Origin of the sequence: Micromonospora sp. WMMD736 (assembly GCF_049179015.1) — a bacterium.
Classification (GTDB): domain Bacteria; phylum Actinomycetota; class Actinomycetes; order Mycobacteriales; family Micromonosporaceae; genus Micromonospora.
Genome location: NZ_JBMHMI010000001.1, coordinates 2,646,401 through 2,672,190, shown reverse-complemented (window position 1 = coordinate 2,672,190; position 25,790 = coordinate 2,646,401). Strand labels below are relative to the sequence as shown.

24 protein-coding genes are annotated in these 25,790 nt (G+C 72.7%); 11 read left to right on the top strand and 13 right to left on the bottom strand.

Features of this window, described 5'->3' with window-relative positions:
- Positions 1 to 22: 22 nt before the first annotated feature.
- From ACN269_RS11325 to nadA, 5 genes are all read right to left on the bottom strand, one after another.
- Positions 23 to 5,062: a WG repeat-containing protein gene (locus ACN269_RS11325; RefSeq protein WP_421472403.1), complete on the bottom strand. Its 5,040-nt coding sequence runs from the start codon at positions 5,060 to 5,062 to the stop codon at positions 23 to 25.
- A 371-nt stretch (positions 5,063 to 5,433) separates the two neighbouring features.
- Positions 5,434 to 5,985, bottom strand: coding sequence for a helix-turn-helix domain-containing protein (locus ACN269_RS11320; protein ID WP_421472402.1), 552 nt, complete (start codon positions 5,983 to 5,985; stop codon positions 5,434 to 5,436).
- Positions 5,986 to 6,127: 142 nt separating this feature from the next.
- Complete coding sequence (locus tag ACN269_RS11315) at positions 6,128 to 6,721, bottom strand: DUF3043 domain-containing protein (RefSeq protein WP_421472401.1); 594 nt, start codon at positions 6,719 to 6,721, stop codon at positions 6,128 to 6,130.
- 114 nt (positions 6,722 to 6,835) lie between these two features.
- A complete protein-coding gene (gene murA / locus ACN269_RS11310; RefSeq protein ID WP_421472400.1) occupies positions 6,836 to 8,191 on the bottom strand; it encodes a UDP-N-acetylglucosamine 1-carboxyvinyltransferase in 1,356 nt (451 codons plus the stop codon).
- A 212-nt stretch (positions 8,192 to 8,403) separates the two neighbouring features.
- Positions 8,404 to 9,579: a quinolinate synthase NadA gene (gene nadA, locus ACN269_RS11305; protein WP_421472399.1), complete on the bottom strand. Its 1,176-nt coding sequence runs from the start codon at positions 9,577 to 9,579 to the stop codon at positions 8,404 to 8,406.
- A 68-nt stretch (positions 9,580 to 9,647) separates the two neighbouring features.
- Here nadA and ACN269_RS11300 point away from each other — a divergent pair, with 68 nt between their 5' ends.
- From ACN269_RS11300 to ACN269_RS11290, 3 genes are all read left to right on the top strand, one after another.
- Complete coding sequence (locus ACN269_RS11300) at positions 9,648 to 10,787, top strand: glycerate kinase (protein WP_421472398.1); 1,140 nt, start codon at positions 9,648 to 9,650, stop codon at positions 10,785 to 10,787.
- 158 nt (positions 10,788 to 10,945) lie between these two features.
- Positions 10,946 to 11,314 carry an iron-sulfur cluster insertion protein ErpA gene (erpA, locus tag ACN269_RS11295; protein ID WP_282257478.1) on the top strand — a complete coding sequence of 123 codons (369 nt, stop codon included), beginning with the start codon at positions 10,946 to 10,948 and terminating at the stop codon, positions 11,312 to 11,314.
- A gap of 161 nt (positions 11,315 to 11,475) precedes the next feature.
- Complete coding sequence (locus ACN269_RS11290; RefSeq protein WP_421472397.1) at positions 11,476 to 12,453, top strand: carbohydrate kinase family protein; 978 nt, start codon at positions 11,476 to 11,478, stop codon at positions 12,451 to 12,453.
- Between the two features lie 148 nt (positions 12,454 to 12,601).
- Here ACN269_RS11290 and ACN269_RS11285 read toward each other — a convergent pair whose 3' ends face one another.
- On the bottom strand, positions 12,602 to 12,835 hold the full coding sequence (locus tag ACN269_RS11285; RefSeq protein ID WP_421472396.1) for a sulfurtransferase TusA family protein: 234 nt from the start codon (positions 12,833 to 12,835) through the stop codon (positions 12,602 to 12,604).
- Entirely contained in the window at positions 12,832 to 13,983 is a 1,152-nt protein-coding gene (locus ACN269_RS11280) for a cysteine desulfurase family protein (protein WP_421472395.1), read from the bottom strand. Before ACN269_RS11280 ends, ACN269_RS11285 begins: the two co-directional genes overlap by 4 nt.
- Positions 13,984 to 14,177: 194 nt before the next feature.
- Here ACN269_RS11280 and coxB point away from each other — a divergent pair, with 194 nt between their 5' ends.
- The 3 genes from coxB to ACN269_RS11265 all read left to right on the top strand — a co-directional run bounded on the left by coxB (position 14,178) and on the right by ACN269_RS11265 (position 15,986).
- Positions 14,178 to 15,149 (top strand): cytochrome c oxidase subunit II, encoded by a 972-nt coding sequence (gene coxB / locus ACN269_RS11275; protein ID WP_396799120.1) that lies wholly within the window; start codon positions 14,178 to 14,180, stop codon positions 15,147 to 15,149.
- A gap of 9 nt (positions 15,150 to 15,158) precedes the next feature.
- Positions 15,159 to 15,584 (top strand): cytochrome c oxidase subunit 4, encoded by a 426-nt coding sequence (locus tag ACN269_RS11270; RefSeq protein ID WP_421472394.1) that lies wholly within the window; start codon positions 15,159 to 15,161, stop codon positions 15,582 to 15,584.
- A 195-nt stretch (positions 15,585 to 15,779) separates the two neighbouring features.
- Positions 15,780 to 15,986, top strand: coding sequence for a hypothetical protein (locus tag ACN269_RS11265; protein WP_421472393.1), 207 nt, complete (start codon positions 15,780 to 15,782; stop codon positions 15,984 to 15,986).
- 36 nt (positions 15,987 to 16,022) lie between these two features.
- Here ACN269_RS11265 and trpD read toward each other — a convergent pair whose 3' ends face one another.
- The 3 genes from trpD to ACN269_RS11250 form a co-directional block, all read right to left on the bottom strand.
- Positions 16,023 to 17,090, bottom strand: coding sequence for an anthranilate phosphoribosyltransferase (gene trpD / locus ACN269_RS11260; RefSeq protein WP_421472392.1), 1,068 nt, complete (start codon positions 17,088 to 17,090; stop codon positions 16,023 to 16,025).
- Positions 17,091 to 17,180: 90 nt separating this feature from the next.
- The gene (locus ACN269_RS11255) at positions 17,181 to 17,576 is read right to left on the bottom strand and encodes a hypothetical protein (protein WP_355049380.1); all 396 of its coding nucleotides are present in this window, start codon (positions 17,574 to 17,576) and stop codon (positions 17,181 to 17,183) included.
- Positions 17,577 to 17,685: 109 nt separating this feature from the next.
- Positions 17,686 to 18,675: a cytochrome c oxidase assembly protein gene (locus tag ACN269_RS11250; RefSeq protein WP_421472391.1), complete on the bottom strand. Its 990-nt coding sequence runs from the start codon at positions 18,673 to 18,675 to the stop codon at positions 17,686 to 17,688.
- Positions 18,676 to 18,783: 108 nt separating this feature from the next.
- On the opposite strand from ACN269_RS11250, the gene ACN269_RS11245 reads away from it, so the two are divergent.
- The 5 genes from ACN269_RS11245 (at position 18,784) to ACN269_RS11225 (ending at position 23,963) form a co-directional block, all read left to right on the top strand.
- Positions 18,784 to 19,383: a cytochrome c oxidase subunit 3 gene (locus ACN269_RS11245; protein WP_355236426.1), complete on the top strand. Its 600-nt coding sequence runs from the start codon at positions 18,784 to 18,786 to the stop codon at positions 19,381 to 19,383.
- A gap of 72 nt (positions 19,384 to 19,455) precedes the next feature.
- A complete protein-coding gene (locus ACN269_RS11240) occupies positions 19,456 to 20,295 on the top strand; it encodes a cytochrome c (protein WP_421472390.1) in 840 nt (279 codons plus the stop codon).
- A gap of 64 nt (positions 20,296 to 20,359) precedes the next feature.
- The gene (locus ACN269_RS11235; RefSeq protein WP_421472389.1) at positions 20,360 to 21,460 is read left to right on the top strand and encodes a ubiquinol-cytochrome c reductase iron-sulfur subunit; all 1,101 of its coding nucleotides are present in this window, start codon (positions 20,360 to 20,362) and stop codon (positions 21,458 to 21,460) included.
- Complete coding sequence (locus ACN269_RS11230) at positions 21,457 to 23,088, top strand: cytochrome b N-terminal domain-containing protein (RefSeq protein ID WP_421472388.1); 1,632 nt, start codon at positions 21,457 to 21,459, stop codon at positions 23,086 to 23,088. The genes ACN269_RS11235 and ACN269_RS11230 overlap by 4 nt, the downstream gene beginning before the upstream one ends.
- 194 nt (positions 23,089 to 23,282) lie before the next feature.
- Positions 23,283 to 23,963, top strand: a complete 681-nt coding sequence (locus tag ACN269_RS11225) for a DUF4142 domain-containing protein (protein ID WP_355049386.1) — start codon at positions 23,283 to 23,285, stop codon at positions 23,961 to 23,963.
- Positions 23,964 to 24,051: 88 nt separating this feature from the next.
- On the opposite strand, the gene ACN269_RS11220 is transcribed toward ACN269_RS11225, so the two are convergent.
- From ACN269_RS11220 to ACN269_RS11210, 3 genes are read right to left on the bottom strand one after another with little or no spacing between them, the layout of a single operon-like run.
- A complete protein-coding gene (locus ACN269_RS11220) occupies positions 24,052 to 24,339 on the bottom strand; it encodes an Lrp/AsnC family transcriptional regulator (RefSeq protein WP_355049387.1) in 288 nt (95 codons plus the stop codon).
- A gap of 36 nt (positions 24,340 to 24,375) precedes the next feature.
- Positions 24,376 to 25,230: a sugar phosphate nucleotidyltransferase gene (locus ACN269_RS11215; RefSeq protein WP_421472386.1), complete on the bottom strand. Its 855-nt coding sequence runs from the start codon at positions 25,228 to 25,230 to the stop codon at positions 24,376 to 24,378.
- The gene (locus tag ACN269_RS11210; RefSeq protein ID WP_421472385.1) at positions 25,227 to 25,769 is read right to left on the bottom strand and encodes an NUDIX hydrolase; all 543 of its coding nucleotides are present in this window, start codon (positions 25,767 to 25,769) and stop codon (positions 25,227 to 25,229) included. The genes ACN269_RS11215 and ACN269_RS11210 overlap by 4 nt, the downstream gene beginning before the upstream one ends.
- Positions 25,770 to 25,790 lie beyond the last annotated feature (21 nt).

Here is a 25,790-nt window from a genome sequence, read left to right as displayed (position 1 = left end):
GTCACGATCGCCGAGCGGCGACTCAGAGCACGGGACTGGCGTCGGTCAACAGTCGGTCGATCTCCTCCAGCACCGCCCCGCGATCGGGGTGAACCAGGTCGATCAGTGACGCGCCACGACGGTCCAGCGCGCCCCACCGACCGCCGCCGCCGACGAGGAACGCCACCGGATGGATGACCACCATCGGGTACGACGGTGGCACCACCACCGCACCCGTGCGATCCACCACACCGCGCCGCCCGGCCACGTCGACGACCGCGAGACCCTCGTCGGTGAAGCCGTCGACCGGCCCCGCGTCGGTCAACTCGGTGACGAAGGCGTGGTAGCGGGTCGGCACCACGATCCGTCCGGTCCGGTCGACCGCCCCCCAGCCCTCGCGCTTGACCGGGGCCAGTCCGCGGCGGAACGGTCGTACGTCGGCGAAGTTCGGTGGGACCTGCACCGCGCCCGTCGGGTCGATCGCCGTCCACCCGCCGTCGGTGACCACCCAGGCCAGACCGTCGCTGAACGGGCGCACGGCCCGGTACGACGGTGGGATCACCGTCGTACCCAACATGTTGATCAGCGACCACCGGTCGGTGTCCGGCCGCCGCACCCAGGCCAGCCCGTCGTGGAACGGCTGCGCCTCGGCGTACCGGGCGGGAATGGTGACCTCCCCGGCCTGGTCGGTGTAACCCCACAACGGACCGTCGCGGTCCGGCTGCGGGGGCCGGTCACGGTCGAGCACCTCGTCCCGACCCCGGGGGTACGGCCCGAAGCCGTCCGCCGCCCGCACGGTGACCGCGTCGAGGGCCACCCGCACCCGGTCCAGCAGTTCGGAGTCGGCCGCACCGCGCAGATCGAGCGCCCGCTCGAAGTGCTGGCAGGCCTCCATTAGCCGGCCCTGGTCGTAACAGCAGCGTCCGGCGTGCTCGTGCAGGGCGGCGCGCAACCGGTCGGGCAGCTCGACCGAGTTGGCCTCGGCGAAGAGCTGGTCGGCCTCGGCGAAGTCGCCCCGCCACCGCAGGACGTGCGCCAGCCGCGCCTGCGCGAGTGCGGTCCGGCGCAGCTCACCGGTGGCCTCCGCGTACGTGAGGGCGAGGCGTCCGTCGGCCAACGCGTCGTCGAGGTCGCCGAGGATCCGTGAGGCCACCGCCCGGAGGCTGAGCAACCGCGCGCGGGCCCGGTTGTCGACGGCCGTACCCAACTTCTCGGTCAGTCGCCGCCGGATGGCCCGCATGCCGTCCGGCTCGGTCAGCTCCTCGCGCAGGGTCACCGGGTCCAGCCGCCAGCGGTACGCGGCCAGGACCTGCTCCGGGTCGCCCTCGTCGGACAGCGACGGACCCACCGGCCCGGTCGCCGTCCCCGGCGGTGCCGACACGGGCACGTCCGCCCCGGACGAGGGGTCACGCGGCCCGGGAATGACGCCGGCGGCCCCGGCGGGAGCGGCTTCTGCGGGGGCGGTATCTGCGCGGGCGGCCTCCGTGGCGGTGGGCTCTGCGGAGGCGGTCTCTGCCTCTGCGGAGACGGGTGGCGTGGCATGAGGCGAAGACCCCGCTGGTGGCGCGGAGACGGGCGTGGACGCCGCTGGTGGCGCGGAGATGGGCGTGGACGCCGCTGGTGGCGCGGAGATGGGTTCCGCCTCGGCCCGGGGCGGGAAGGAGGGCTCGGGGGCGGCCTGTGCTGTGCTGGGTTCGGGGGCGGCGGGTGGTCCGGAAACGGGCTTGTCGGCGGCCGGCGGTGCGAAGGTTGGTTCGGCCGCGGGCGACTCGTAGGCGGGCCCCGATGTGCCCGGCATGGCGTCCGGTGTGGCGGGTGCCGCGGTGCCACTCTCCGCCGTGCCGGACGGCGCGGGAACGGGTTCCGGCGCGGCGGCGGATGGCGGAGAGACCGGTGGCGCGGAGAGGGGCGCGGGCGCGGCCGGCGGTGCCGACACGGGTGTGGCCGGTGGTGCCGACACGGGCGTGGCCGTTGTGGGCGCCGCGCCGGAGTCCGCGTGGACGGGCCATCCCGTCGCGGGCTCTGGTGTCGTGCGAGCCGCCTCGGTCGACGGCGCGGGCCGCGCGTCGGTGCCCGGCGTGGTGGTCGACGGCTCTGCGGCGTACGGCCCGGGTGACGACTGCCGGTCCGACGATCCCGGGCCGGCGGGACCGTCGACGGATGGCGTGCCTCGCGGAGCGGGCACGTCGTCGAAGCCGTCCGCAGTGGACTCGTTCTGCCACTCCGGCGGCTCGTCGGAGACCGGGCGGCGATCGCTGGTGGCTGCGCCGTCGGCCGGCACCTGCTCGCGGCTCGTGGTGTCGCCCAGCTCATCCGACCAGGCGTGCGGCGCGACCGGATCGGATTCCGCCGGTGGACCCGACACGGGGTCCATCCAGGTCGGGGTCGCCTCGGCCGCGGGCGTCGCGTCGTTGACCAGGTCGCCGGGCCAGGGCGGACGCCCCGCGTCGACCGGCCCGATCGGCGTCGCGGAGACAGGCCGCGCGGCGGCCGGTGGCGCGGAGACCGGCCGTGCGGGTACCTGCGGCGCGGCCGGTGGCGCGGAGACGGGCGTCGCGGCGGCCGGTGGCGTGGAGACGGGCGTCGCGGCGGCCGGTGGCGCGGCGGCCGGTGGCGCGGAGACCGGCGGCGCGGAGACGGGCGGCGCGGAGACGGGCCGTGCGGCGGCGGGTGGCGCGGAGACCGGCCGTGCGGGGGCCGGCGGCGCGGCGACGGGTGGGGCGGAGACCGGCCGTGCGGGGACCGGCGGCGCGGAGACCGGTGCCGCGTCGGCCTCGCCCGCGTCGGCTCGCGGGTCGGTGGCCGGGTGGTCGACAAGCGGTTCGATCGACGCGCTCGTGTCCTGCGGGTCCCCGGTCGCGGGCGGTGACCCTGCCGGTACGTCGACGCGGGCCCGGTCCTCGGTCGTAGCCGTCGCGTCGGCCGTCGGCGGTGTGTCGGTCGCCGCGGGCGCGTCCTGATCGGACCCGCCCGGCTGGCTGGCGGGGCTGAACCAGGCGTCGGGCCCCCGCACCGGTGTCGTCGCCGGCTCCGGGGTGGTCGGCGCGGGCGTTTCGGTGGGCGTCGGAGGCACGTAGCGACGCGGCACCCCCGGGGCGATCGGGAGCGCCGGCTCGGCATCGGGTGTCGGGGACGTCTGCGGGGCGGGCGGTTCCGGTCGCTGCCACGTGGGTGGCGGCGTGACCGGCGGCCGGCGGTCCGGGCCGGGGTAACGGGGTGCAGTGGTGGGCCGGGCGTCCGCAGTCGGCGCAGCTTCGGTGGGGCGGTGCTCGGGTCGGGGCGGCGACGCCGAGTGTTCGTCCGACGACGGGGGATCCACCGGGGCGGGCAGGAACTCCACCCGGAGCCGCGCGGCCGGCGGGCCGGAGGTCGGCGCGTCCACAGCCGGCGAGACCGGCATGCCCGACACCGGCCGGTCGTACTCCGGCCGAGCGGACGAGGTGGACGGTCGCCGCTCGTGGTCGGTGGGCGCGGGGGAGACGGGCGTCGCCGACAGCGGTGCCTCCCACCCGGCGGCGGGGGACACGGGAGCGGCGGGGGACACGGGCCGGTCCCGCCCGCCGGCGGCGGGGGACACGGGCCGGTCCGGAGGCACCCGGTCGGTGCCCGGCGCGGCCGGGGAGACGGGTGTGGGCGGGACCGGGGTGGCCCGACTGTAGGTGGGCGACGCGCTGGCGGCGGGGCGAACCTGCCGTTCGTCGTACCGGCCCGGCTCTGCCGCCGGCCGGGCGGGGGCGGTCGGCGGCCGTGACCCCACCCGCGGCTCGGTGTCGCGGTGCGGCTCGGGCCGGTAGCCCGGCTCCCGGGTGCGGTCCGGATGTACCGGCCCGGGCGCCGGCCAGGGCAGTCCGCCACCCGAGCGGGGCTCGCGGTAGGCCTCGTCGCGGCGGGTCTCTTCCCGGTACGGCTCCGGTCGGGTCGTCTCGCGCGGGCGACGGTCCGGGTACGCCTCGGTGCGCGCGGCCGCCTCGCGGGGTTGCTGGCGGTGCGGGTCGACGTCGGGACGGCGGCGGTCGTCGTCGCGGCGGGGCTGCTGCGGCGCGTCCGTCTCGGGGCGGCGTCGTCGTCCGCCCTCGGGGGTCCGGGGCGGCCCGTACATCTCGTCCGGGCGGCGCTGCCGCTCGCTGGACCCACCGGGGCCGGTCTCCCCCCGGGACCGCTCGTCGGCGACGCCGCGCTCCGCACGGCGGGCGTCGTCCGCCCAGCGTTCCGTGCGGCGGGCGTCGTCGGGGCGACGGTCGGGCTGGCCGTCGGCGCGGTAGCGGTTGCGACTGTCGATGGGCGCCCACTGGCCGGGGCCCTCGGCGGCCCAGCCGTCAGTCGGGCGGCCCTCGGGGCTCCGGGTCGGGCGGATGCCGTACCCGTCGTCGGGCTGCCGGTCGCGGGCGGCGGCCGGTCGCTCCGACGTGCCGCGGCGGCGTGGTGGCTCGTCGGGCTCGGGCACCCAGCCCGAATCACCGCGGGGCGCCGGGGAGTACGGCCCGGGGGAGACCGGCGGCGACGTCGGGTACCCCCGGTCCCGGTCGGTCGGCTCGGGTCGGCGACGACGGCTGTCGTACCCGTCGGAAGCGGGCTGCTCGCGGTGCCACGCGGCCTCGCGGCCGGGCGTCCGGTCGTCGGTGGCGCGTCGGTCGGACCAGGCGGTACGGCGGTCCGACTCGGGCGAGCGGCGCTCCTCGCGCCGGGGCGGCTCGGGGAGCGGCCGGCGGTACGGCTCGTGGTCGTAGTACGCGGTCTCGGATCGGCCGTGCCGCGACGCGTCGGGCGTCCGGTCGTCGCCGCGCGGCCAACCGTAGGGCTGGCCCGGCTCGTCCTCCCGCCACCGGGCGTCGGGCTCGACCGGAGGTTCGTCGGCCCAGGAGCGGCCGAGGTAGGTGCCGTCCGGTCGGGTGGGCGCGAGCGGGGGCACCTCGGCACGACCCACCGCGCTCGCCCGTCCGCGCGACGGCGGGGACTGGTGGGTGGCGCCGATGTCACCGGGGTAGCGCTGGCCGGGGAACTGGGGTTGCCATTCGGTGGTCGGTTCGACCACCCAGGACGGCTCGTTCGGATCCCGCCACCGGTCGGTGTAACGGCCGTTCATCCGTCGAGCCCGTCGCCACACCCGACCGCTCGGCCGCTCCCCGCCGACGGTGAGGTGGCGCTCCTGTCCCGCTGGCCGTTGGGCGTCCGGTCGCCGCCTGCCACGCTCCGGTGGCCGGCTCGCGTCCGCTCGCTCACGGCGTTGTCACCTCGTTGCACATTGTCGCGCTGGGGCCTCGCGTGCCGGTCGGGTCGCCCGTTCCGGCAGGGCGTGGCTGCGGATGGAGGGTAACGGCGCGGGCTCGCTCACCGCCACTGTGGCACCGCCCACGGACGCAAACGTTATCCGATGGTTCCGGACATTTAGGTCGATAACCGAATCTGACCTTCGACGATACCCCACCCGCCGCCCGGACGGACCGGAGCACCGGGTCAGGGATGCTCCATCACGAGGACGGCGAACGTCCCGGGGACCAGTGCCTCGTACCGGTGCGGCAGGTCGCCGGGGAACGTCGCGTAGTCACCCGGGCCGAGGTCGACCACGTCGTCCTCGGGGCCCACCCGCAACCGTCCGGCGGCCACCACCACATGCTCCACGCTGTGCGGCGTGTGGCCGTCCGCCTCCCGCACCGCGCCCGGCTCCAACTCGATCAGGTAGATGTCCCGGCGTACCCGCGACGTTCCGGCGCTGAGCAGCGTCCCGGTGAAGTCGGCCCGCTCGGAGCGGACCCGGGGGCCCTCGCCGGCACGAATCACCCGCAGATCGTCGGCCGCCGGCTCCACGAGCCGGCTGAACGGTACGCCCAGCGCCACGCCGATCGCCCACAGCGTCTCCACGCTCGGGTCGACGGTCCCCGACTCCAGGGCCGAGAGCGTGGCCTCGGCCTTACCCGAGCGGGCGGCCAACTCGGTCAACGAGACACCGGCCCGTTCGCGTTCGCGGCGCAGGGCGGCGGCGACGCTGGCCGATGGTTCTCCGGGCATGCGTGTTCGCTCCACTGGATCATCGTTCGCGGTCACGAACAACGCTGGTCACCGTGCGGGACTACGCGCACGGTACAACGAACGACGAGGGCCCGACGTCCATTGCCGGCAAAGCGCCCAGCCGGCGGACGCGTCGCCGGGATCAGACCTGGTCGCCGAGCTTCACCGCGGGCGCGGGAGCGCGCATCCGTCGGAAGGTGATCGAGCGCATCACGGCGTAGAGGTAGAGCGAGCCCATCCGCTGGTCGGTCTTCGGGAAACGCTGCCGGACCAACTTGCCGATCTTGCGGCAGATCAGCACCGAGTCGACGACCACGCCGAGGGCCAGGGCGCCCCAGAGCACGTTGGAGATCAAGCGGACCACCGGCGGCATCGCGGCGTTCGAGCCGATCAGCACGATCAGCGCGCCGCCGAAGAACCAGGTGCCGACGGTACGACGGGAGTCGACCACGTTGCGCGCCAACAGCCGCTCCGGGCCCCGGTCGCGCGGGCCACCCTCGCGACGGAAGTCGGCGGCGGCCTCGGCGCGCAGTTGACGACGCCGTTCCCGCTCCTCCTCCTTGGTGAGGGGGCGACTCGGGCCGGCCGGACGCCGGCCGACCGTCGGCCGCTTCGGCGTCTCCCGGCCCTTGGCCGGGGTGTAACCCCGGGGACGCTCGGCGGTCTCCTCGGGGGTCACCGAGGTGACGGCCTCGTCGACGAGGTCGGTGGACTTGCGGCGAAAGAGCGACGGCACGCGGCAAGGGTAGCCAACCGCCCGCGCCCGGTGCACATCGCGGTGCAACGGGCCGACGGCTCCAGGTCGTAGTGCGACCTGGAGCCGTCGGGGCCGAGCGATTGGTGCGCGGGGTTACGGGCGTTCGACGTGCGCGCCCAGGTCGGCGAGCTTCGCCTCGAAGTCCTCGTAGCCCCGGTTGATCAGGTCGACGCCGTACACGCGGGAGGTGCCCTCGGCCGCGAGCGCCGCGATCAGGTGGCTGAACCCGGCCCGGAGGTCCGGGATGACCAGGTCGGCGGCGTGCAGCTTGCTCGGCCCGGCGATCACCGCCGAGTGCTTGAAGTTGCGCCGGCCGAAGCGGCACGGGGTGCCGCCGAGGCAGTCCCGGTAGACCTGGATGTTCGCGCCCATCGAGTTCAGCGCCTCGGTGTAGCCGAGCCGCTGCTCGTAGACCGTCTCGTGCACGATCGACAGGCCACGGGCCTGGGTCAGCGCCACGACCAGCGGTTGCTGCCAGTCGGTCATGAAGCCCGGGTGCACGTCGGTCTCCAGCGCCACGGCGTTCAGCTCGCCGCCCGGGTGCCAGAACCGGATGCCGCCCTCCTGACCCGGGTCGCCCAGCTTCGGCGCGCGGGCGTCGGTGACCTCGTACTCGCCACCGACCGAGCGGAAGATGTTCAGGAAGGTCATCATGTCGGCCTGCTGCGCGCCGAGGACCTCGACGTGGCCACGGGTGGCCAGCGCGGCGGCGGCCCAGCTCGCGGCCTCGATCCGGTCCGGAATCGGCCGGTGGGTGTACCCGTGCAGCTTCGGCACGCCCTGGATCTCGATCACCCGGTCGGTGTGGACCTTGATGATCGCGCCCATCTTCTGCAGGATGCAGATCAGGTCGATGATCTCCGGCTCGACGGCGGCGTTGCGCAGCTCGGTGACGCCCTCGGCCATGACCGCGGTCAGCAGCACCTGCTCGGTGGCGCCGACGCTCGGGTACGGCAGGGCGAACTTGGTGCCGTGCAGCCCGTTCGGCGCGGACAGGTGCAGCCCCTCGGGCCGCTTCTCGACGGTCGCGCCGAACTCCCGCAGCGCCTGCAGGTGGAAGTCGATCGGTCGCGGGCCGATGTGGCAGCCGCCCAGGTCCGGAATGAACGCGTGCCCGAGCCGGTGCAGCAGCGGGCCGCAGAACAGGATCGGAATCCGGCTGGAGCCGGCGTGCACGTTGATCTGGTCGGTGCTGGCGCTCTCCACGTTCGCCGGGTCGAAGACGAGCTCGCCGTCCTCGGCGCCGTCGGTCACCTTGACGCCGTGCAGACCGAGTAGACCCCGGACCACCTCGACGTCGCGGATCTTCGGCACGTCGAACAGCCGGCTCGGGCTGTCGCCCAGCAGTGCGGCGACCATCGCCTTCGAAACCAGGTTCTTCGCGCCGCGCACGCGGATCCGCCCTTCGAGCGGGGTTCCTCCGTGCACGACCAGGACGTCGTCGGTCAACGCAACCTCCAGCGCGTCGGTGCTGCTGTGTTGATGATGGGGAGCGTGAACCTTGTCGCTACCCCGGATGCGGCCATATCGAAACGGCCCGCTCGCGTCGTCGCTCCGGCAGCATAGCCCTCGGTGACGAAAAAGGACTCGGTCAGACCGGCGTGTGTGGCATTAATCGGTGATCCGGCACTTTTGCGTACCAAGGACGTCACAGATCGTGATCACGCCCCGGGCAGGGCGAGCATCTGGTCCAGCGCCACCCGCGCGTGGTGGGCGGTGTCGGCGTCCACCGTGATCTGGTTGACCACCCGGCCCGCCACCAGCTCCTCCAGCGCCCACACCAGGTGCGGCAGATCGATCCGGTTCATCGTCGAGCAGTAGCAGACCGCCTTGTCGAGGAACATGATCTGCTTGTCCGGGTGGGCCAGGGCCAGCCGACGGACCAGGTTCAGCTCGGTGCCCAGCGCCCACGCCGAGCCGGCCGGCGCCGCCTCGATGGTCTTGATGATGTACTCGGTCGAGCCGACGTAGTCGGCGGCGGTGACCACCTCGTGCCGGCACTCCGGGTGGACCAGCACGTTGACGCCCGGCACCCGCTCCCGTACGTCGTTGACGCTGTCCAGCGTGAACCGGCCGTGCACCGAGCAGTGCCCCCGCCAGAGGATCATCTTGGCGTCGCGCAGCTGCTCCGGCGTGAGCCCGCCGCCGGGCTTGTGCGGGTCGTAGAGCACGCAGTCGTCGAGCGACAGGCCCATCTCCAACACCGCCGTGTTGCGGCCCAGGTGCTGGTCCGGCAGGAAGAGCACCTTCGCACCCTGCTCGAACGCCCAGTCCAGGGCGCGCTTGGCATTGGACGAGGTGCAGACCACGCCACCGTTGCGTCCCACGAAGCCCTTGATGTCCGCCGAGGAGTTCATGTACGTCACCGGCACGGTGTCGCTCGCGATGCCCAGTTCGGTCAGCGTGTCCCAGGCGGCCTCGACCTGACCGAGCACGGCCATGTCCGCCATCGAGCAGCCGGCCGCCAGGTCGGGCAGGATCACCCGCTGGGTGTCGGTGGTGAGGATGTCGGCGCTCTCGGCCATGAAGTGCACGCCGCAGAAGACGATGTACTCCGCCTCCGGGCGGGCCGCCGCCTCCCGGGCCAGCTTGAACGAGTCACCGGTCACGTCGGCGAACTGGATCACCTCGTCGCGCTGGTAGTGGTGCCCCAGCACGAAGACCTTGCTGCCCAGCTCCGCCTTCGCCGCCGTGGCGCGGGCCACCAGATCGGGATCGCTGGGCGCCGGCAGGTCGCCCGGACACTCGACGCCGCGCTCGGTGTCGGGGTCGCTGCCCCGGCCGAGCAGCAGCAGAGCCGTCGCCGTGTTGGAGGGTTCCACCCAGGTCGAAGTCACGTAGCCCATGGTCCCACAGCACGAGCGCGCCGCAGCTCCGCTCGGTGTGGGCTGCCACACTGCTCGGCATGCGCGTGCTGCTCTGCCCGGACAAGTTCGCCGGCACCCTGTCCGCGCCGGAGGTGGCCGCCGCGGTCGCCGCCGGTTGGCGCACCGTCACCGACGCGGACGACCTGCTGATCCGGCCCCTCGCCGACGGCGGGCCGGGCTTCGTCCAGGTGCTCGCCGACGCGCTCGGCGGCCGGCGGCTGCCGGTGTCGACGGTCGATCCGCTGGGCCGGCCGGTGGCGGGTGAGATCCTGCTCACCACCGACGGCGCGACCGCCTACCTGGAGAGCGCGCAGGCGTGCGGACTGCACCTGCTCGCCGCCGCCGAGCGCGACCCGAAGGCCACCACCTCGTACGGGCTGGGTCTGCTGGTGGCCGCCGCGGTGGAGAGCGGGGCCCGGACGGTGGTGATCGGGCTGGGCGGCTCCGCCACCAACGACGCCGGCGCGGGCATGCTGACCGCGCTGGGCGTGACACCGCTGGACGCCGCCGGCGCCGCCCTGCCGTACGGCGGAGCCGCGCTGGCCGCGGTCGACGCGCTGGACGGCGTACCCCGATTGCGGGACGCCCGGCTGGTCGCCGCCACCGACGTCGACAACCCGCTGCTCGGTCTGCACGGCGCGAGCAACGTCTTCGGTCCGCAGAAGGGCGCCGACCGGGCCGACGTGCTGCTGCTCGACGCCGCCCTGGAACGTTTCGCGGCGGTGCTGGAACGGGACCTGCCGGGTTGCCCGGCGGGACTCGGCGCGCTGCCCGGCGCGGGTGCGGCCGGCGGCCTCGGCGCGGCCATCCTCGCGCTGGGCGGCGGCTGCGAGTCCGGCATCGGCCTGGTCACCCGCGCCACCCGGCTGGACGCCGCACTGGACACCGCCGACCTGGTGATCACCGGGGAGGGGTCGTTCGACCACCAGTCGCTGCGCGGCAAGGTCGTCGCCGGGGTGGCCGGGGCCGCCCGGGACCGTGGGGTGCCCTGCGTGGTGCTCGCCGGTCAGGTCAGCACCGGCCGGCGGGAGGCCGCCTCGGCCGGGGTGACCGACGCGTACAGCCTGGTGGAGCACTTCGGCGGCGAGGAGGCCGGCGGGCTCGACGCCGCGCTGAGCCGCCCCGCGGACGGGCTGCGCGAGTTGGGCGCCCGGCTGGCCCGGCAGTGGAGCCGCTGAGCGCTCGCCCCGGTCCCACCTGGGGCGGGGGCCCGCCACGCGGGTACGTCCGGCCGGGGCGGCGTACCATCGGAACCGGACCACAACCGGGAATCACTGGACGGCGCGCGACGTTGGCCAGTGCGTCCGGACCCAAAACCGCGCAGGGAGACTTCCACGTGACCACGCCAGCGCAGACCGAGTCGACCGAGGCCCAGGCCCCTACTTCCGTCGTCCTCACCGACGTCGCGGCGCAGAAGGTCAAGGCCCTGATCGAGCAGGAGGGCCGCGACGACCTGCGGCTCCGGGTCGCGGTGCAGCCGGGCGGCTGCTCCGGCCTGCGGTACCAGCTCTTCTTCGACGAGCGCTCGCTCGACGGTGACGTCGTCACCGACTTCGGTGGCGTCGAGGTCGTCGTCGACCGCATGAGCGCCCCGTACCTGGCCGGCGCGACGATCGACTTCGCCGACCGGATCGACGCCCAGGGCTTCACCATCGACAACCCCAACGCGGGTAACTCCTGCGCCTGCGGCGACTCGTTCAACTGAGTCACGCGCCACACCAGCGACGACGGGGCCGTCCTTCGGGGCGGCCCCGTCGTCGTGACGCGCCGGTGACGAGCTGGTTGCCGTTGCCCGACGGACCGGACACGTCCCGGTTACCGGGCCGGTAGGCTGACCGCGCCCTGCTCCCGACCCTGAGGGTTGACATGAAGATCGCCGTGACCGGCTCGATCGCCACCGATCACCTGATGAGCTTCCCGGGTCGCTTCGCCGACCAGCTCATCGCCGATCAGCTGCACAAGGTTTCGCTCTCTTTCCTGGTGGACGACCTGGTGCTCCGCCGCGGTGGGGTGGCGGCGAACATCTCCTTCGGCATGGGCCAGCTCGGGCTGCGCCCGGTGCTGCTCGGGGCGGTCGGCGCGGACTTCGCCGACTACCGCTCCTGGCTGGAGCGGCACGGCGTGGACTGCGACTCGGTACACATCAGTGAGGTGGCGCACACCGCCCGGTTCGTCTGCACCACCGACACCGACATGTGCCAGATCGCCTCGTTCTACGCGGGCGCCATGAGCGAGGCGCGCAACATCGAACTGGCCCCGGTCGCCGACCGGCTCGGCGGACTGGACCTGGTGCTGGTCAGCGCCAACGACCCGGCGGCGATGCTGCGGCACTCGGCCGAATGCCGGGCCCGCGGGTACGCCTTCGCCGCCGACCCCTCGCAGCAGCTCGCCCGGATGCCCGGCGAGGACGTGGTGGCGCTGATCGAGGGCGCCGAGTACCTGATGACCAACGACTACGAGAAGTCGCTGCTGCAGAGCAAGGCGCAGCTCAGCGACGACCAGTTGCTGGACCTGGTGAAGGTGCGGGTCACCACGCTGGGCAAGGACGGCGTCGAGATCGCCGGTCGGGGTATCGACCCCATCCACGTGCCCATCGCCCGGGAGATCCGGGCCGTCGACCCCACGGGTGTCGGCGACGGCTTCCGGGCCGGTTTCTTCACCGCCCTCTCCTGGGGTCTCGGCCTGGAGCGGGCCGCCCAGGTCGGCTCGCTGCTGGCCACGCTCGTCCTGGAGACGGTCGGCACCCAGGAGTACGACGTGCGCCGCGACCTGTTCGTCAAGCGCCTCGCCGAGTCCTACGGCGACCAGGCCGCAGAAGAAGTCCGCCCCCACCTAGTCCCCTAAACCCCGCCCCGCCCCGCCTCGCCCCGCCCCCGACCTTGCACTTTGTGTCGCCGATACGCGTCTTCTGTCCACCTCTGTCGCCGCAGAAACTGCAAGATCGCGGGGGGAAGGGGGCGGGGAAGGGGCGGGGGAAGGGGGTGGGGTGGGGTTAGTGGGTGCGGCGGATGTCGTAGGCGGGGCCTTCGGGGCCGGTCAGGGCGCCCAGGAACTCCTGGCCGCGCATGCGGCACCAGGCCGGGAGGTCGACCGCCGCCGCCGGGTCGTCGGCCAGCACCCGCACGACCGTGCCGACCGGCACCTCGGGCATCCGCCGGGCCGCCGCGATCACCGGCAGCGGGCAGCGCTGACCCCGGCAGTCGATCACCTCGTCCGGCATCGTCACAGCCCGACCACCCCGGCGTCGGCCCGCAGCCCGGCGACGATCCCGGGCAGCTCCACGAGGAACCGCTCGACGTCCTCCTCGGTCGTCTCCCGGTGCAGGCTGACCCGCACGTTGCCGTGCGAGAGCACCCCCATCGCCTCCAACACGTGCGACGGCCGCAGCGTGGACGACGTACAGGACGAACCGGACGACACCGCGAACCCCCGCCGGTCCAGCGCGTGCAGCAGCGTCTCGCCGTCGACGTACAGGCAGGAGAACGTCACCAGGTGCGGCAGACGCAGCACCGGGTCGCCGACCACCTCCACGTCGGGCACCTCCGCCGCCACCCGCGCCCGGATCCGGTCCACCAGCGCAGACAGCCGGGCCTGCTCGGCAGCCGCGTCGGCCGCCGCCGCGCGCAGGCTCGCCGCCGCCGCCACCACCGCGGGCAGGTTCACCACCCCGGGGGTACGACCACCCTCCCGCTCGTCGGCCGGCCACGGCGACTCCCAGCGGGTGCCCTTACGCACCGCCAGCAACCCCACCCCGGGTGGCCCGCCCCACTTGTGGGCGCTGGCGCTGAGCACCGACCAGCCAGCCGGCAGCGGTACCCGTCCCACCGACTGCGCCGCGTCGACGTACAGCGGCACCCCGACCTCCGCGCACACGGCCGCCGCCTCGGCGACCGGCTGCACGGTGCCCACCTCGTGGCTGGCGCTGATCAGCGCGGCCAGCGCGACCCCGGGAGCGCGGACGGCGTCCGACCAGGCGGTCAGGTCCAGCCGGCCCACCCGGTCGACCGGTACGGCGGTGGCGGCGCCGCCGGCCGCGACGTGCCGCTCGGCGGCGTGCAGGACGGCGGAGTGCTCGATCGCCGAGTGCACCAGGGTCGCCCCGACCCGACGCCGTCCCGCCAGCGCGCCGAGCACCGCGCCGTGGGCTGCCGTCGTACCGCTGGGGGTGAAGGACAGCTCGTCGGCGCGGACGCCGAGCGTCTGCGCGGCGGCCTCGCGGGCGGCGTCGAGCAGTTGTCGCGCGCGGCGGGCCTGGCCGTAGAGCTTCCCCGGGTCGGCCCAGCCGTCCTCCAGGGCCGCCAGCAGCGCCTGCCGGGCGACCGGATGCAGCGGCGCGGCCGTCGCCGCGTCCAGGTAGACCGGAGATGCGCTCACGGGTCCCCACGCTGATGCGCTCACGGGTCCCCACGCTATCGCGGCGTTATGCCCAGGATCCCCCCGATGGGGGCGGACAGTGACCCCACCACGGTCCAGTCCGTCATGGTCGAGTAATCTGCGACCGTCGGTGACGCCTTTGCCGCCGGTGCTGACGAACGACGCACCGCGGCGCGCTAGGGAGGCAGGACCAGGTGGTCGCAAGGAGTTCGGAGGTACGGCCGTCGGCCGTACGGCACGGTGCTGCCCCACGGGTCGGTGGACGCCGGGGACGTGGTGCCGGTCGGCTGGCCGGGCTCGGTCTCGGGGGCGTGGCGCTGCTGGTTCTGCTCACGGGCTGTGACGTCGGCAAGACGTTCGACGGCTTCGGTTGGCCCCAGGGCGGCATCACGCCGGAGTCGCACCGGATGTACGACCTGTGGATCGCCTCCTGCGTCGCCGCGCTCGCGGTCGGCGTCTTCGTGTGGGGCCTGATCTTCTGGTGTGTCGTGCGGTACCGCAAGCGTGGCAACGCGCTGCCGGTGCAGACCCGCTACAACCTGCCGATGGAGTTCCTCTACACCATCGCGCCGATCCTGATCGTCTCCGTGCTCTTCTACTACACGGCGATCGTGCAGACCGACGTCGACAAGCTGTCGAAGAACCCGGACGTCACGGTCGAGGTCGTCGCCTTCAAGTGGAACTGGCAGTTCAACTACCGCGACGGTCAGGGCACGGAGGCCAAGACCACCGCGTCGACGCTGGGCACCAGTGAGGTCATCCCGGTGCTCGTGCTGCCGACCAACCGGTCCATCCGGTTCGAGGAGACCAGCCGCGACGTCATCCACTCGTTCTGGGTGCCGGAGCTGCTGTTCAAGCGGGACGTCATGCCGGGCAAGATCCGCAACGTCTTCGAGGTCTCCAGCCTGGACGCCGAGGGCGCGTACGTCGGCCGCTGCGCCGAGCTGTGCGGCAGCTACCACGCGTTCATGAACTTCGAGCTGCGGGTCGTCTCGCCGGAGAAGTACGACCAGTTCCTCGCGGCCAAGCAGGGTGGCAAGTCCACCCAGGAGGCGCTGGCCCAGATCGGCGAGGAGCCGTACGCGCAGACCACCAAGCCGTTCGACACCCGACGGACGCAGAGCAACTTCAACCCGGACAGCGCTCCGGCCGGCACGGGAAGCTGAGGCAGCCGCATGAAGACCGAGTGGCGTATCTTCCTGATCATCGCCGGGTTCCTCTTCGGCGCGACCATCCTCTACGGCGCCTGGACGCACGGTGAGTCCGGCAACATCGAGTGGGTGGGCACCGTCGCCCTGGCGCTGTCGTTCCTGCTCTGCTCGATGTGCGGTGGCTTCTTCTGGTTCGTCTCCCGCCGTATCGACCTGCGCCCCGAGGACCGGGCCGACGCCGAGATCTCCGACGGCGCCGGTGAGGTCGGCTTCTTCAGCCCGGGCAGCTACTGGCCGTTCGGTCTGGCGCTGGCCGCCGCGATCGCCGCGCTGGGCATGGTGTTCTGGCAGTTCTGGCTGATCGGTCTCGGCCTGGTGGCGGTCATCTTCGCCGCCTGCGGCCTGCTGTTCGAGTACTACACCGGCACCCGGCGCACCGCCGAGCACTGATCGACCCGGTCGCCCCGGCGACCGGCCGCGTACCGCTTCGAAGGCCCGCACCCCCAACCGGGGTAGCGGGCCTTCGGCGCGCAGGGGACTTGTCGGACCCGCGTGGGAAACTACAGGCGAGTAGTTCTCCGCTTCGGTTGTGCGCCGTTGTCGCATTCCGGAAGCGGGTCGCCTGGACTGGAAAGGAGACGCCCGATGTCGCACCGCGATCTCTACTGCGACGTCTGCGAGGGCGTGACGCCGTTCGAGGCGCCGCCCTGCGCCGACGGCCACGGCAGCGACTGTCCCGAGCTGGTCTGCACCGGTTGTGGCGCGGCCGTGGTGATCGCCACGTTCGTCGCGCCCGTCACCCGACTGGCCGAGCGCCGACGCCGCCAGCCCACCCGCCGCCACGCCGCCTGACCCGCAGCACCCTTCGCGGGCACCCAGGGGAGCAGGTCAGGCGGGGGTCGCGGCCTCGGCGGTGGTGGTCGCGGTCGCGATCCAGCGCTCCAGGACACCGGCCGCCGCGCCCGAGTCGATCGACTCGGCGGCGCGGTCCAGGCCGGCACGTAGCGCCTCGGTCAGGTCGCCGTCGAGCGGACCCTGCGTCGCGAGCGCCGCCGCCGCGTTGACCAGGACCGCGTCGCGCACCGGGCCGGTCTCGCCGGCCAGCAGGCGACGGGCCACACCGGCGTTGTACGCGGCGTCACCGCCGCGCAGGTCGCTCAGGGTGGCCCGGGGTACGCCCAGGTCGTTCGCGTCCAGCACGGCCTCGCGTACGGTGCCGTTCTGGGCCGCCCAGACGCGGGTCGGCGCGGCGGTGGTGAACTCGTCCAGCCCGTCCTCGCCGCGCATCACCAGGACCGAGTCGCCGCGGGCGGCGAACACGCCGGCCATCACCGGGGCCATCCGCGCGTCGAAGCAGCCGACCGCCCCGGCGCGCGGCCGGGCCGGATTGGTCAGCGGGCCGAGGAAGTTGAACACGGTGGGGACGCCCAGCTCCCGGCGGACCGGGCCGGTGTGCCGCATACCCGGGTGGAAGCGGGCGGCGAAGCAGAACCCGATACCCGCCTCGGTGACGCACCGCACGATGGCGTCGGGGTCGAGGTCGAGCGGGACGCCGAGGAACTCCAGCAGGTCGGCGGTGCCGCAGGAGGAGGACGCGGCGCGGTTGCCGTGCTTGACCACCCGGACGCCGGCGCCCGCGACGACCAGGGCGGCCATCGTGGAGATGTTGACCGTGTGGGCGAGGTCACCGCCCGTGCCCACGACGTCCAGCGCGGTGGAGCGCAGCTCGTCGGGCAGATCGACGGGGACGGCCCGGCTCAACATCGTCTCCACCAGGCCGGCCAGCTCGGCCGAGGTCTCACCCTTGGCCCGCAGCGCCACCGCGAAGCCGGCCACCTGGGCCGCGCCCGCCGAGCCGGCCATGATCTCGCCCATGGCCCAGGCGGTGTCGCCGGTGGACAGCTCCTCGCCGCGCAGCAGCGAGTTGAGCAGGTGCGGCCAGGTCCGATCGCCCATGGCGGGCCTCCCGAGCGTACGAAGTGCGGGTGGGCTGGAACCGGCGCAGGCTCGGCCGGCGCCGGGTCGGTGCCGGTTGCCGCGGGGACGTCAGGCGGGTGCGTGCGTCCGCAGCAACTCGGCCACCGTGCTGCCGGTGGTCACCGGGTCGAGCGGGTGCACCAGCGTCGCGTCGACCTCGGCGTACGCGGCGAGCCATCGGTCCGCGGCGCGGGCGATCACGAGGCAGGTGGGAGGCGCGTCGTCCCGGTCGTCCTTGATCTGCCGGGCGATGCCGATGCCGCCGCCGGGGCTGGCCTCGCCGTCGAGCAGCAGCAGGTCGATCTCGTAGTCGTCGACCAGCCGGATGGTCTCCGCGTAGGTCGACGCGTCGACGAACTCGATCCGCAGGCCGGGCGCGGGCCGGGTGCCCACGGCGAGCCGCATCCGGTCACGGACCTGCGGGTCGTCGCTGTAGAGCAGGACGGTGCACAGACGCTCACTCATGCCGACACTCCGCTTCCAACCTCGTAGCTGCCCGCCGATCGTACCGGCCGACGTGACGTACCTGACACGCCGCCCGCTCTCCGGCCGTTGGGCGTGCCGTCTGCGCAGCTCAGGCCGTGGTGGCTTCGGCCGCGCGGTCGCGCGCCTCCTGGCGGTCCAGCTCGCGGTCGACGCGGCGGGCCTCCCGCTCGGACTGCTTGACCCACTGCACGACCAGCACCGCGAGCATGGTGACGCTGACGAACTCGCCGCCGGCCCAGAGGATGCCGCCGGCCACCACCTGGTCGGCCTTGGGGTCGGCCCAGCTCAGGTTGAGCGACGGGTACCAGTCGCCGCCGAAGAGCGTGGTGCTCTGCATGATGGTGAGCCCGAGCACGGTGTGGAACGGCACGGAGAGCAGCATCAGCAGCGCCCGCGCCGGGTAGGGCCAGCGGCCGGGCAGCGGGTCGAGGCCGAGCAGCGGCCAGAAGAAGACGCAGCCGGTCAGGATGAAGTGCGCGTGCACCAGCTCGTGCGCCCAGGCGTGCTCCAGCGTGAAGCGGTACAGGTCGCTGAAGTACAGCGCGAACGGGTTGACCACGAAGATGGCGAACGCCACCAGCGGGAAGCTGTAGACCCGGGCGATCCGGCTGTGCACGATCGCCAGGAGGCGTTTGCGCGGCCCGACCGGCAGGGTCCGCAGGGCCAGCGTCATCGGCGCGCCCAGTGCCAGGAAGATCGGCGACACCATGGAGAGCACCATGTGCTGGACCATGTGCACCGACAGCAGCGCGGTGTCGTAGGCGTGCAGCCCGCTGACCGTGACCAGCGCGATGCCGCCGAGGCCGGGCCCGATGAAGAAGACGGTACGGGCGACCGGCCAGCGGTCGCCGCGGATGCGCAGCCGGTGTACGCCGTAGAGGTAGAGGCCGGCGGCGAGCACCAGGCCGAGGGCCAACCAGCTGTCCAACCGGGTCTCGGTCAGCACCGCGCCGATGGTGAACGGTGGCGGGGTCGCCTCGGCCCCGGCGGCCAGCGTCGACGGGCCCGCCGAGGTGGCCGCGAGCACATCGGCCGGGACGGCCGAGGTGGCGGCGAGGATGGGATCGACGTGCAGCACGCTTTTCAGGCTAGGCCAGGCGAACCGGACCCTGACGCCCGGGCCACGGAAGGCGCAGGTTTGCCACCCCGCTGATCGCCGGCCCCGGTCAGGGGCAATAATGACGGCGTGACTGCGGCCCCAGCCATTGACAAGAGCCGGATCCACTCTCTGACGCGACCCAACATGGTCAGCGTGGGGACGATCGTGTGGCTCTCCAGCGAACTCATGTTCTTCGCGGCGCTCTTCGCGATGTACTTCTCGATCCGCGCGGCTGCGCCGGAGCAGTGGGAGAAGCACACCGAGTCGCTGAACATCCCGTACGCGACCACCTTCACGGTGATCCTGGTGCTGTCCTCGGTGACCTGCCAGCTCGGCGTCTTCGCGGCGGAGAAGGGTGACGTGCACGCGCTGCGTCGCTGGTTCACCGTCACCTTCGTGATGGGCCTGATCTTCGTGCTCGGTCAGGTGAACGAGTACCGCCACCTGGTCGAGGACGGCGTCAAGATCAACGCCGACGGCTACGGCTCGATGTTCTACCTGACGACCGGCTTCCACGGCCTGCACGTGACCGGCGGTCTCATCGCCTTCATCATCTTCATGGTCCGCACGACCATGGGCCGGTTCACCCCGGCGCAGGCGACCTCGGCGATCGTCGTGTCGTACTACTGGCACTTCGTCGACGTCGTGTGGATCGGCCTGTACGCCATGATCTACTGGCTTCAGTGATCTTGGCGCGTCACGAACCGCGCCGCTGCTCCGTCCCCTGAGACAAGGTCCAACCGGTTAAGGACACAGCTCATGACTTCTGACAACGACCGCCGACGCGGCCTGCTCGCGCGGTTGCGCGGGCGGCCCGCCGTGCGCAGCAGGGGCCGCCGCCGGCTGGGCGCCGCGGTCCGGCTGATCGCGGCGCTGATGCTCGCCGGCGGCGCCTACACCGTCTTCGCCCCCGGCGCGCAGGCGCAGGACAATCCGCCGCTCACCGGCGCCGCAGCCGAGGGCAAGGCGCTGTTCGACGTGAGCTGTGTGACCTGTCACGGACGCAACGCCCAGGGCGTCGAGGGCCGCGGGCCGAGCCTGATCGGCGTCGGCGCGGCCTCGGTCGAGTTCCAGGTCAGCTCGGGCCGGATGCCGCTGGCCCGCCAGGAGGCCCAGGCGCACCGCAAGCCCCCGGTCTTCACCGACGAGCAGACCCGGCAGCTCGCTCAGTACATCCAGGAACTCGGCGGCGGTCCGGTCGTCCCGGGCACCGAAGAGGACCTGCACGAGGACGGCAACGTCGCGGCCGGCGGCGAGCTGTTCCGGATCAACTGCTCGCAGTGCCACGCCTTCGGCGGTGGCGGCGGCGCGCTCTCCTCGGGCAAGTTCGCCCCGAGCCTGCACCCCGCGACCGACCGGCAGATCTACGCGGCGATGCTGAGCGGCCCGCAGAACATGCCGGTGTTCGGTGACAACCAGATCACTCCGGAGCAGAAGGCCGACATCATCGCCTACATCCAGGAGACGCTGAAGACCGACCAGGACCCGGGCGGGTTCAGCCTCGGCCGGTACGGGCCGTCCACCGAGGGCCTGGCGATCTTCCTGGTTGGCATCGTGGCGCTCGTGTTCGCTAGCCTGTGGATTGCGGGCAAGTCGTGACCGAGCGGATCTTCAGTTCCACCGCCGTGGTGCCGCTCGGCGCCACCCGTAGCGAGGTGACGGCATGAGCACGCACACCGAGCACCAGGCCTCGCAGGGCCCGGAGCCGCTCGACGTGAACGACCCCCGGCTGAGCCGGTTCGACATCGTCCGCGAGGGCGCGCGTCGGGACGACATCGAGATCGTGCACTACGAGCCGCAGGTGCTGCCGGGCACCAAGGCGGAGCGTCGGCTGACCCGCGTGGTGGCCGGGTTCTTCCTGATCACGGGTCTGGCCGCGACCGCCTTCCTGGCCATCTACATCTGGTGGCCGTGGCAGTACGAGCCGGGTCGCGGCGGCGACAAGTTCTACACGCCGCTGCTGGGCGCCACCCTCGGCGTGGCCCTGCTCGGCGTCGGCTTCGGCATCCTGACCTGGGGCAAGAAGTTGCTGCCCAAGGAGGTCTCGATCCAGGACCGGCACGAGGGTCAGGTCGACTCCGAGGGTCGCACCATCACCGGTCAGACCATGCTCTACATGGCCGACGAGTTGGGTGTGAAGCGTCGTCCGCTGCTCGGCATCTCGCTGCTGGCCGGTCTCGCGCCGGTCGCCGCGGTCGCCGCGGCGCCGCTGGTCGGCGGCCTGATCTCCCAGCCGCACAAGAACAACCAGATGTTCACCACCGGGTTCGCGCCCCAGAACGGGCAGAAGATCCGCCTGGTCCGCGAGGACGGCCGCCCGGTGCGCCCGGCGGACATCAGCGCCGGTGGTCAGCTGACCGTCTTCCCGGGCATCGAGCACGGCGTGAGCAACCGGCACGCCGACTCGCCGACGTTGCTGATCCACCTGCGCGACGCGGACGCCCAGAAGTCCCGCGAGGCCAACGCGCGCCCCGGCAAGACGCAGAAGCACCACAAGGACTACATGTGGGGCAACTACGCGGCATTCTCCAAGATCTGCACGCACGCCGGCTGCCCCGCCAGCCTCTACGAGCAGCAGACCAACCGGCTGCTCTGCCCGTGCCACCAGTCCCAGTTCCTGATCACCGACAACGCCCGGCCCGTCTTCGGCCCGGCCAGCCGGTCGCTGCCGCAGCTGCCGATCGAGTTGGACTCCGAGGGCTTCTTCGTGGCGAAGTCCGACTACACCGAGACCGTCGGGCCTGATTTCTGGGAGCGGCCATGAAGCGTCGAAAGTTTGACCTGGCGGCCACGCCGGGCAAGGCCGCAGCGGGGGTGGACGACCGCTTCGCGGTGGCCACGCCGCTGCGCAAGCTGCTGAACAAGGTCTTCCCGGACCACTGGTCGTTCCTGCTGGGCGAGATCGCGCTGTTCTCGTTCATCGTGCTGCTGCTGACCGGTGTGTTCCTGACCTTCTTCTACGAGCCGGCGATGACCGAGGTGGTCTACGACGGCAGTTACGCGCCGTTGCAGGGCACCCCGATGTCCGCCGCGTACGCCTCCAGCCTGGACCTGTCGTTCGACGTCCGGGGCGGTCTGGTGATGCGGCAGATGCACCACTGGTCGGCGCTGCTGTTCATGGCCGCGATCGTCGTGCACATGCTGCGGGTGTTCTTCACCGGCGCCTTCCGCAAGCCGCGTGAGACCAACTGGATCATCGGTTCGCTGCTGTTCTGGGTCGGCTTCCTCGCCGGCTTCACCGGCTACTCGCTGCCGGACGACGGCCTGTCCGGCACCGGTCTGCGGATCGCCTCCGCGATCATGCTGTCCATCCCGGTGGTGGGCTCGTGGGTGACGTCGTCGGTCTTCGGTGGCGAGTTCCCCGGCACGATCATCATCAGCCGGTTCTTCATCGCCCACGTCCTGTTGATCCCGGGCCTGCTGCTCGCGCTGATCAGCGCCCACCTGGGGTTGGTCTTCAAGCAGAAGCACACCCAGTGGCCCGGCCCCGGCCGGACCAACAACAACGTGGTCGGCGAGCGGATGTTCCCCCGCTACGCGCTGAAGCAGGGCGGCTTCTTCATGGTCGTCTTCGGCGTCATCGCGCTGCTGGGCGGTCTGTTCCAGATCAACCCGATCTGGCTGTTCGGCCCGTACGAGGCGTGGGTGGTCTCGGCCGCCAGCCAGCCCGACTGGTACGTCATGTTCCTCGACGGGTCGACCCGACTCATGCCGGCGTGGCAGATCAACATCCCGATCGGCGACGGGTACGTCATCCCGCCGCTGTTCTGGCCGACGGTCGTGCTGCCCGGCATCCTGGTCGGCCTGTCGACGATGTACCCGTTCCTGGAGGCCCGGCACCTCAAGGACCGCAAGAGCCACAACCTGCTCCAGCGGCCCCGCGACGTTCCGGCCCGTACGGCCGTGGGCGCCATGGCCGTCGCCTTCTACATCGTGTTGACGCTCTCGGGCGCCAACGACGTGATCGCGGACAAGTTCCAGATCAGTCTGAACGCGATGACCTGGGCGGGCCGCGTCGGCCTGCTGGTGGTCCCGCCGCTGGCGTACTACGTCACCTACCGGCTCTGCCTGGGTCTGCAGCAGCACGACCGGGAGGTGCTCGCGCACGGCGTCGAGACCGGCATCATCCGGCGGCTGCCGGACGGTCGGTTCGTCGAGGTCCACCAGCCGCTCAGCGCGTCGAACGGGCACGCGGACGGCCACGGTGAGCTGGATTACGCCGGCTGGGTGGTGCCGAAGAAGATGAACCGGCTCGGGGCCCTCGGCCCGGCGGTCCGGGGCTTCTTCTACCCGATCGAGAAGCCGGTCGAGGCGCCGGTCTCGCCGGGTCACCCGCCGGTCGAGCCCCGGGAAGATCGTGCGGAGATCGGCAGCGGCGAGAGCCGCCGCTGACCTCCCGACAGCACCGTCACGTGACGCCCGCCGGACTTCCGGCGGGCGTCACGTCGTTTCCGGCGTCCCGTCGTCCAACCGAGGAGGAGTCGGACGGGCGCGGCGGGACCGGTCGACCCCGCGCGCCGGGCGATCGCAGGAATAACCCCCGTGAGCCGGGTATCCGTGCGGTCCAACGTCTCAAGGGGGGAAGCATGTTGGGTCTCAAACGCCTCGGCCTGTTGGCCGCGCTGGTGCTGGTGGGTGTCGCGCCGGCAGCGGCCGCGCAGGCGGCGGCACAGCCGTCGACGCAGGACACCCAGTACCTGCAGGCGGTGCACCAGGTGAACCTTTTCGAGATCACCGCCGGTGACCTGGCTCAGCAGAAGGGCCAGAACCAGGGGGTGAAGGACCTCGGCGCGATGTTCAAGACCGACCACACGCAGCTGGACCAGACGGTGCAGCAGACCGCGTCGCAGCTCAACGTCCAGCTGCCGAACGAGCCCACGACCGACCAGCAGGCGGTCATCGACAAGCTGAACAACGTCAGCGGCGCTGAGTTCGACCGGCTCTGGGTGACCAGTGAGCTGGCCGGTCACGTCCAGGCCATCCAGGCCACCCAGACGGAGATCTCGCAGGGCTCCGAGCAGTCGGTGGTCCAGTTGGCCCAGACCGCCCTGCCGACGCTGCAGGCGCACTACGACGAGCTGGTCCAGCTGGCCAACCAGTTGGGCATCCCGGTCCCGCAGACCAGCGCCAGCGGCACGCCCAGCCCGGGCACCTCGTCGCCGGCTCCGGGTGGCGTCACCGAGTCGCCGGCTCCGAGCGGTGGGATCACCGAGTCGCCGGAACCCGGCCTCGGCACCACCGAGCGGCCCGCTCCCAGCGAGAGCTGATCTCGCGGTAGCGCGACGGCCGGTCCACCCCGTGCGGGGTGGACCGGCCGCGTGGCGTTCCGCCCCGGCCGCGCACGCGGCCCGCGCGTCAGTCGGCGTCCGCGAGGCCGATCGCGAACGTCTCCTCAAGGTCGAGCTTCGAGTACGCCCGGAACGCGATGTGCGACTCCGTGTTCAGCACACCCGGCACCTTGGAGATGCTGCCCGCGATGACCTGCGCGATCTGGTCGAACTCGCGGACCCGGACGATGGCGATGAGGTCGACGTGCCCCGCCACCGAGTAGACCTCGCTGACGCCGGGGACGTTGGCCAGGGCGTCGGCCACCTCGGGGATCGCGTCGGTGGCGCAGTCGATCAGCACGATCGCGGTGATCACGGGTCATTTCTCCGTTCGTCGGCGTCGTCGCCCATGCTAGACCTGCACCGTCCCGTCGTCGCCGAAGCGGATCACGTTCCGCAACCGCTCGCCCCTTCGTACGGTCGCGCCCGGCCAGATCACGCTGCGCCGCACGTCACCGTCCACCCGGGCGTGCGCGCCGACGACCGATTCGACGCAGGTCCCGGGCACCGTGGCGGAGTCGTCGACGAGCACGCCGCCGGCCGCCGCGTGCAGGTTGGCGGCCAGGTAGTCGGCCGGCGTCCCGGTGTCGTAGAAGGTGCCCGCGTACGCCACCACGTCGAGCGCTCCGGCCGCCTCCGCCGGCCGCCACACCACGTGTACCAGGTCGGACGGGACCACCGGCAGGTCGCGGACCAGTCGCCACGGCAGCAGCGAGAAGCCGGTGAAGCAGTGCCCGGCGAAGGTACCCGGCGCATGCCGGTCGGCGGCGGGCTGCCCGAGCAGGCGTACGGAGTCCCGGTCCCAACCGTCGAGCAGCGCGGCCACGTCGGGGCCCGGCGCGGTGGCCGGATCGGACAGGTACGCGTCGGCGTTGCCGACCAGGACACCGCGGCCGTCGATCCAGTCCCGCAGGTTCGCCACTCCGCCCGCCGTGCCGAGCGGGTCGCCGGGCTCCACCGACAGGTGTGCGCGGTCACCGACGTGCGCGACCACCTGGTCGGCGAGGTAGCAGGCGTTCACCGCGACCCGTGCGGGACCCGTCAGGCCGAGACCGGCCAACCGATCCAGGGCTCGGTCCAGCAGCGGCACGTTACCGACCGGGCAGAGGGCCTTGGGCACCCGTTCGGTGAGCGGGCGCAGCCGGGTGCCCTCGCCCGCGGCGAGCACGATTGCGCAGACGTCCGCCGGCCAGCTCGCCCCGGTCATGGCGCGGTGTCGGGTATCGGCGGCGGGAACTGCCCGGCCAGCGGCCCGATGTCGTAGTAGGCGAGCAGCCGAGCGGTCGGCCAGGTCAGTTTGGGCAGGTCGTCCAACCGATGCCAGGCGGCCTCGAAGACCTCCCCGCCGTCCACCACCAGTTCGGTGCTGGACGCCGGCACCTCCGTCTCGAAGACCATGTCCACCCAGCCCTTGGCGTGCACGATCGCGTTCGGGACGGCGGGGCGCAGCCGGGACGGCGGCAGCCGGACGCCGGACTCCTCGAACAGTTCGCGGGCCGCACCCACGACCGGGGGCTCGCCACGGTTGAGCAGGCCGGCGGGGAGCGACCAGCCCTTGCCGGGAGGCTGGCGCAGCATCAGCAACCGACCCGCGCCCGTCGCCTCGGCGTCGCGAACCAGGGTGACCGCGCCGACGATGTACTTCGGTACGGCGAGCCGGACCAGACGCCGGCGTACCGGCAACGGCAGCCGGTAGAAGGCCTGGTAGAAGATGGCCCGACCGGTGGCGCGGGAACGGGGGATCATGACCCCAGGCTAGTGGTCACG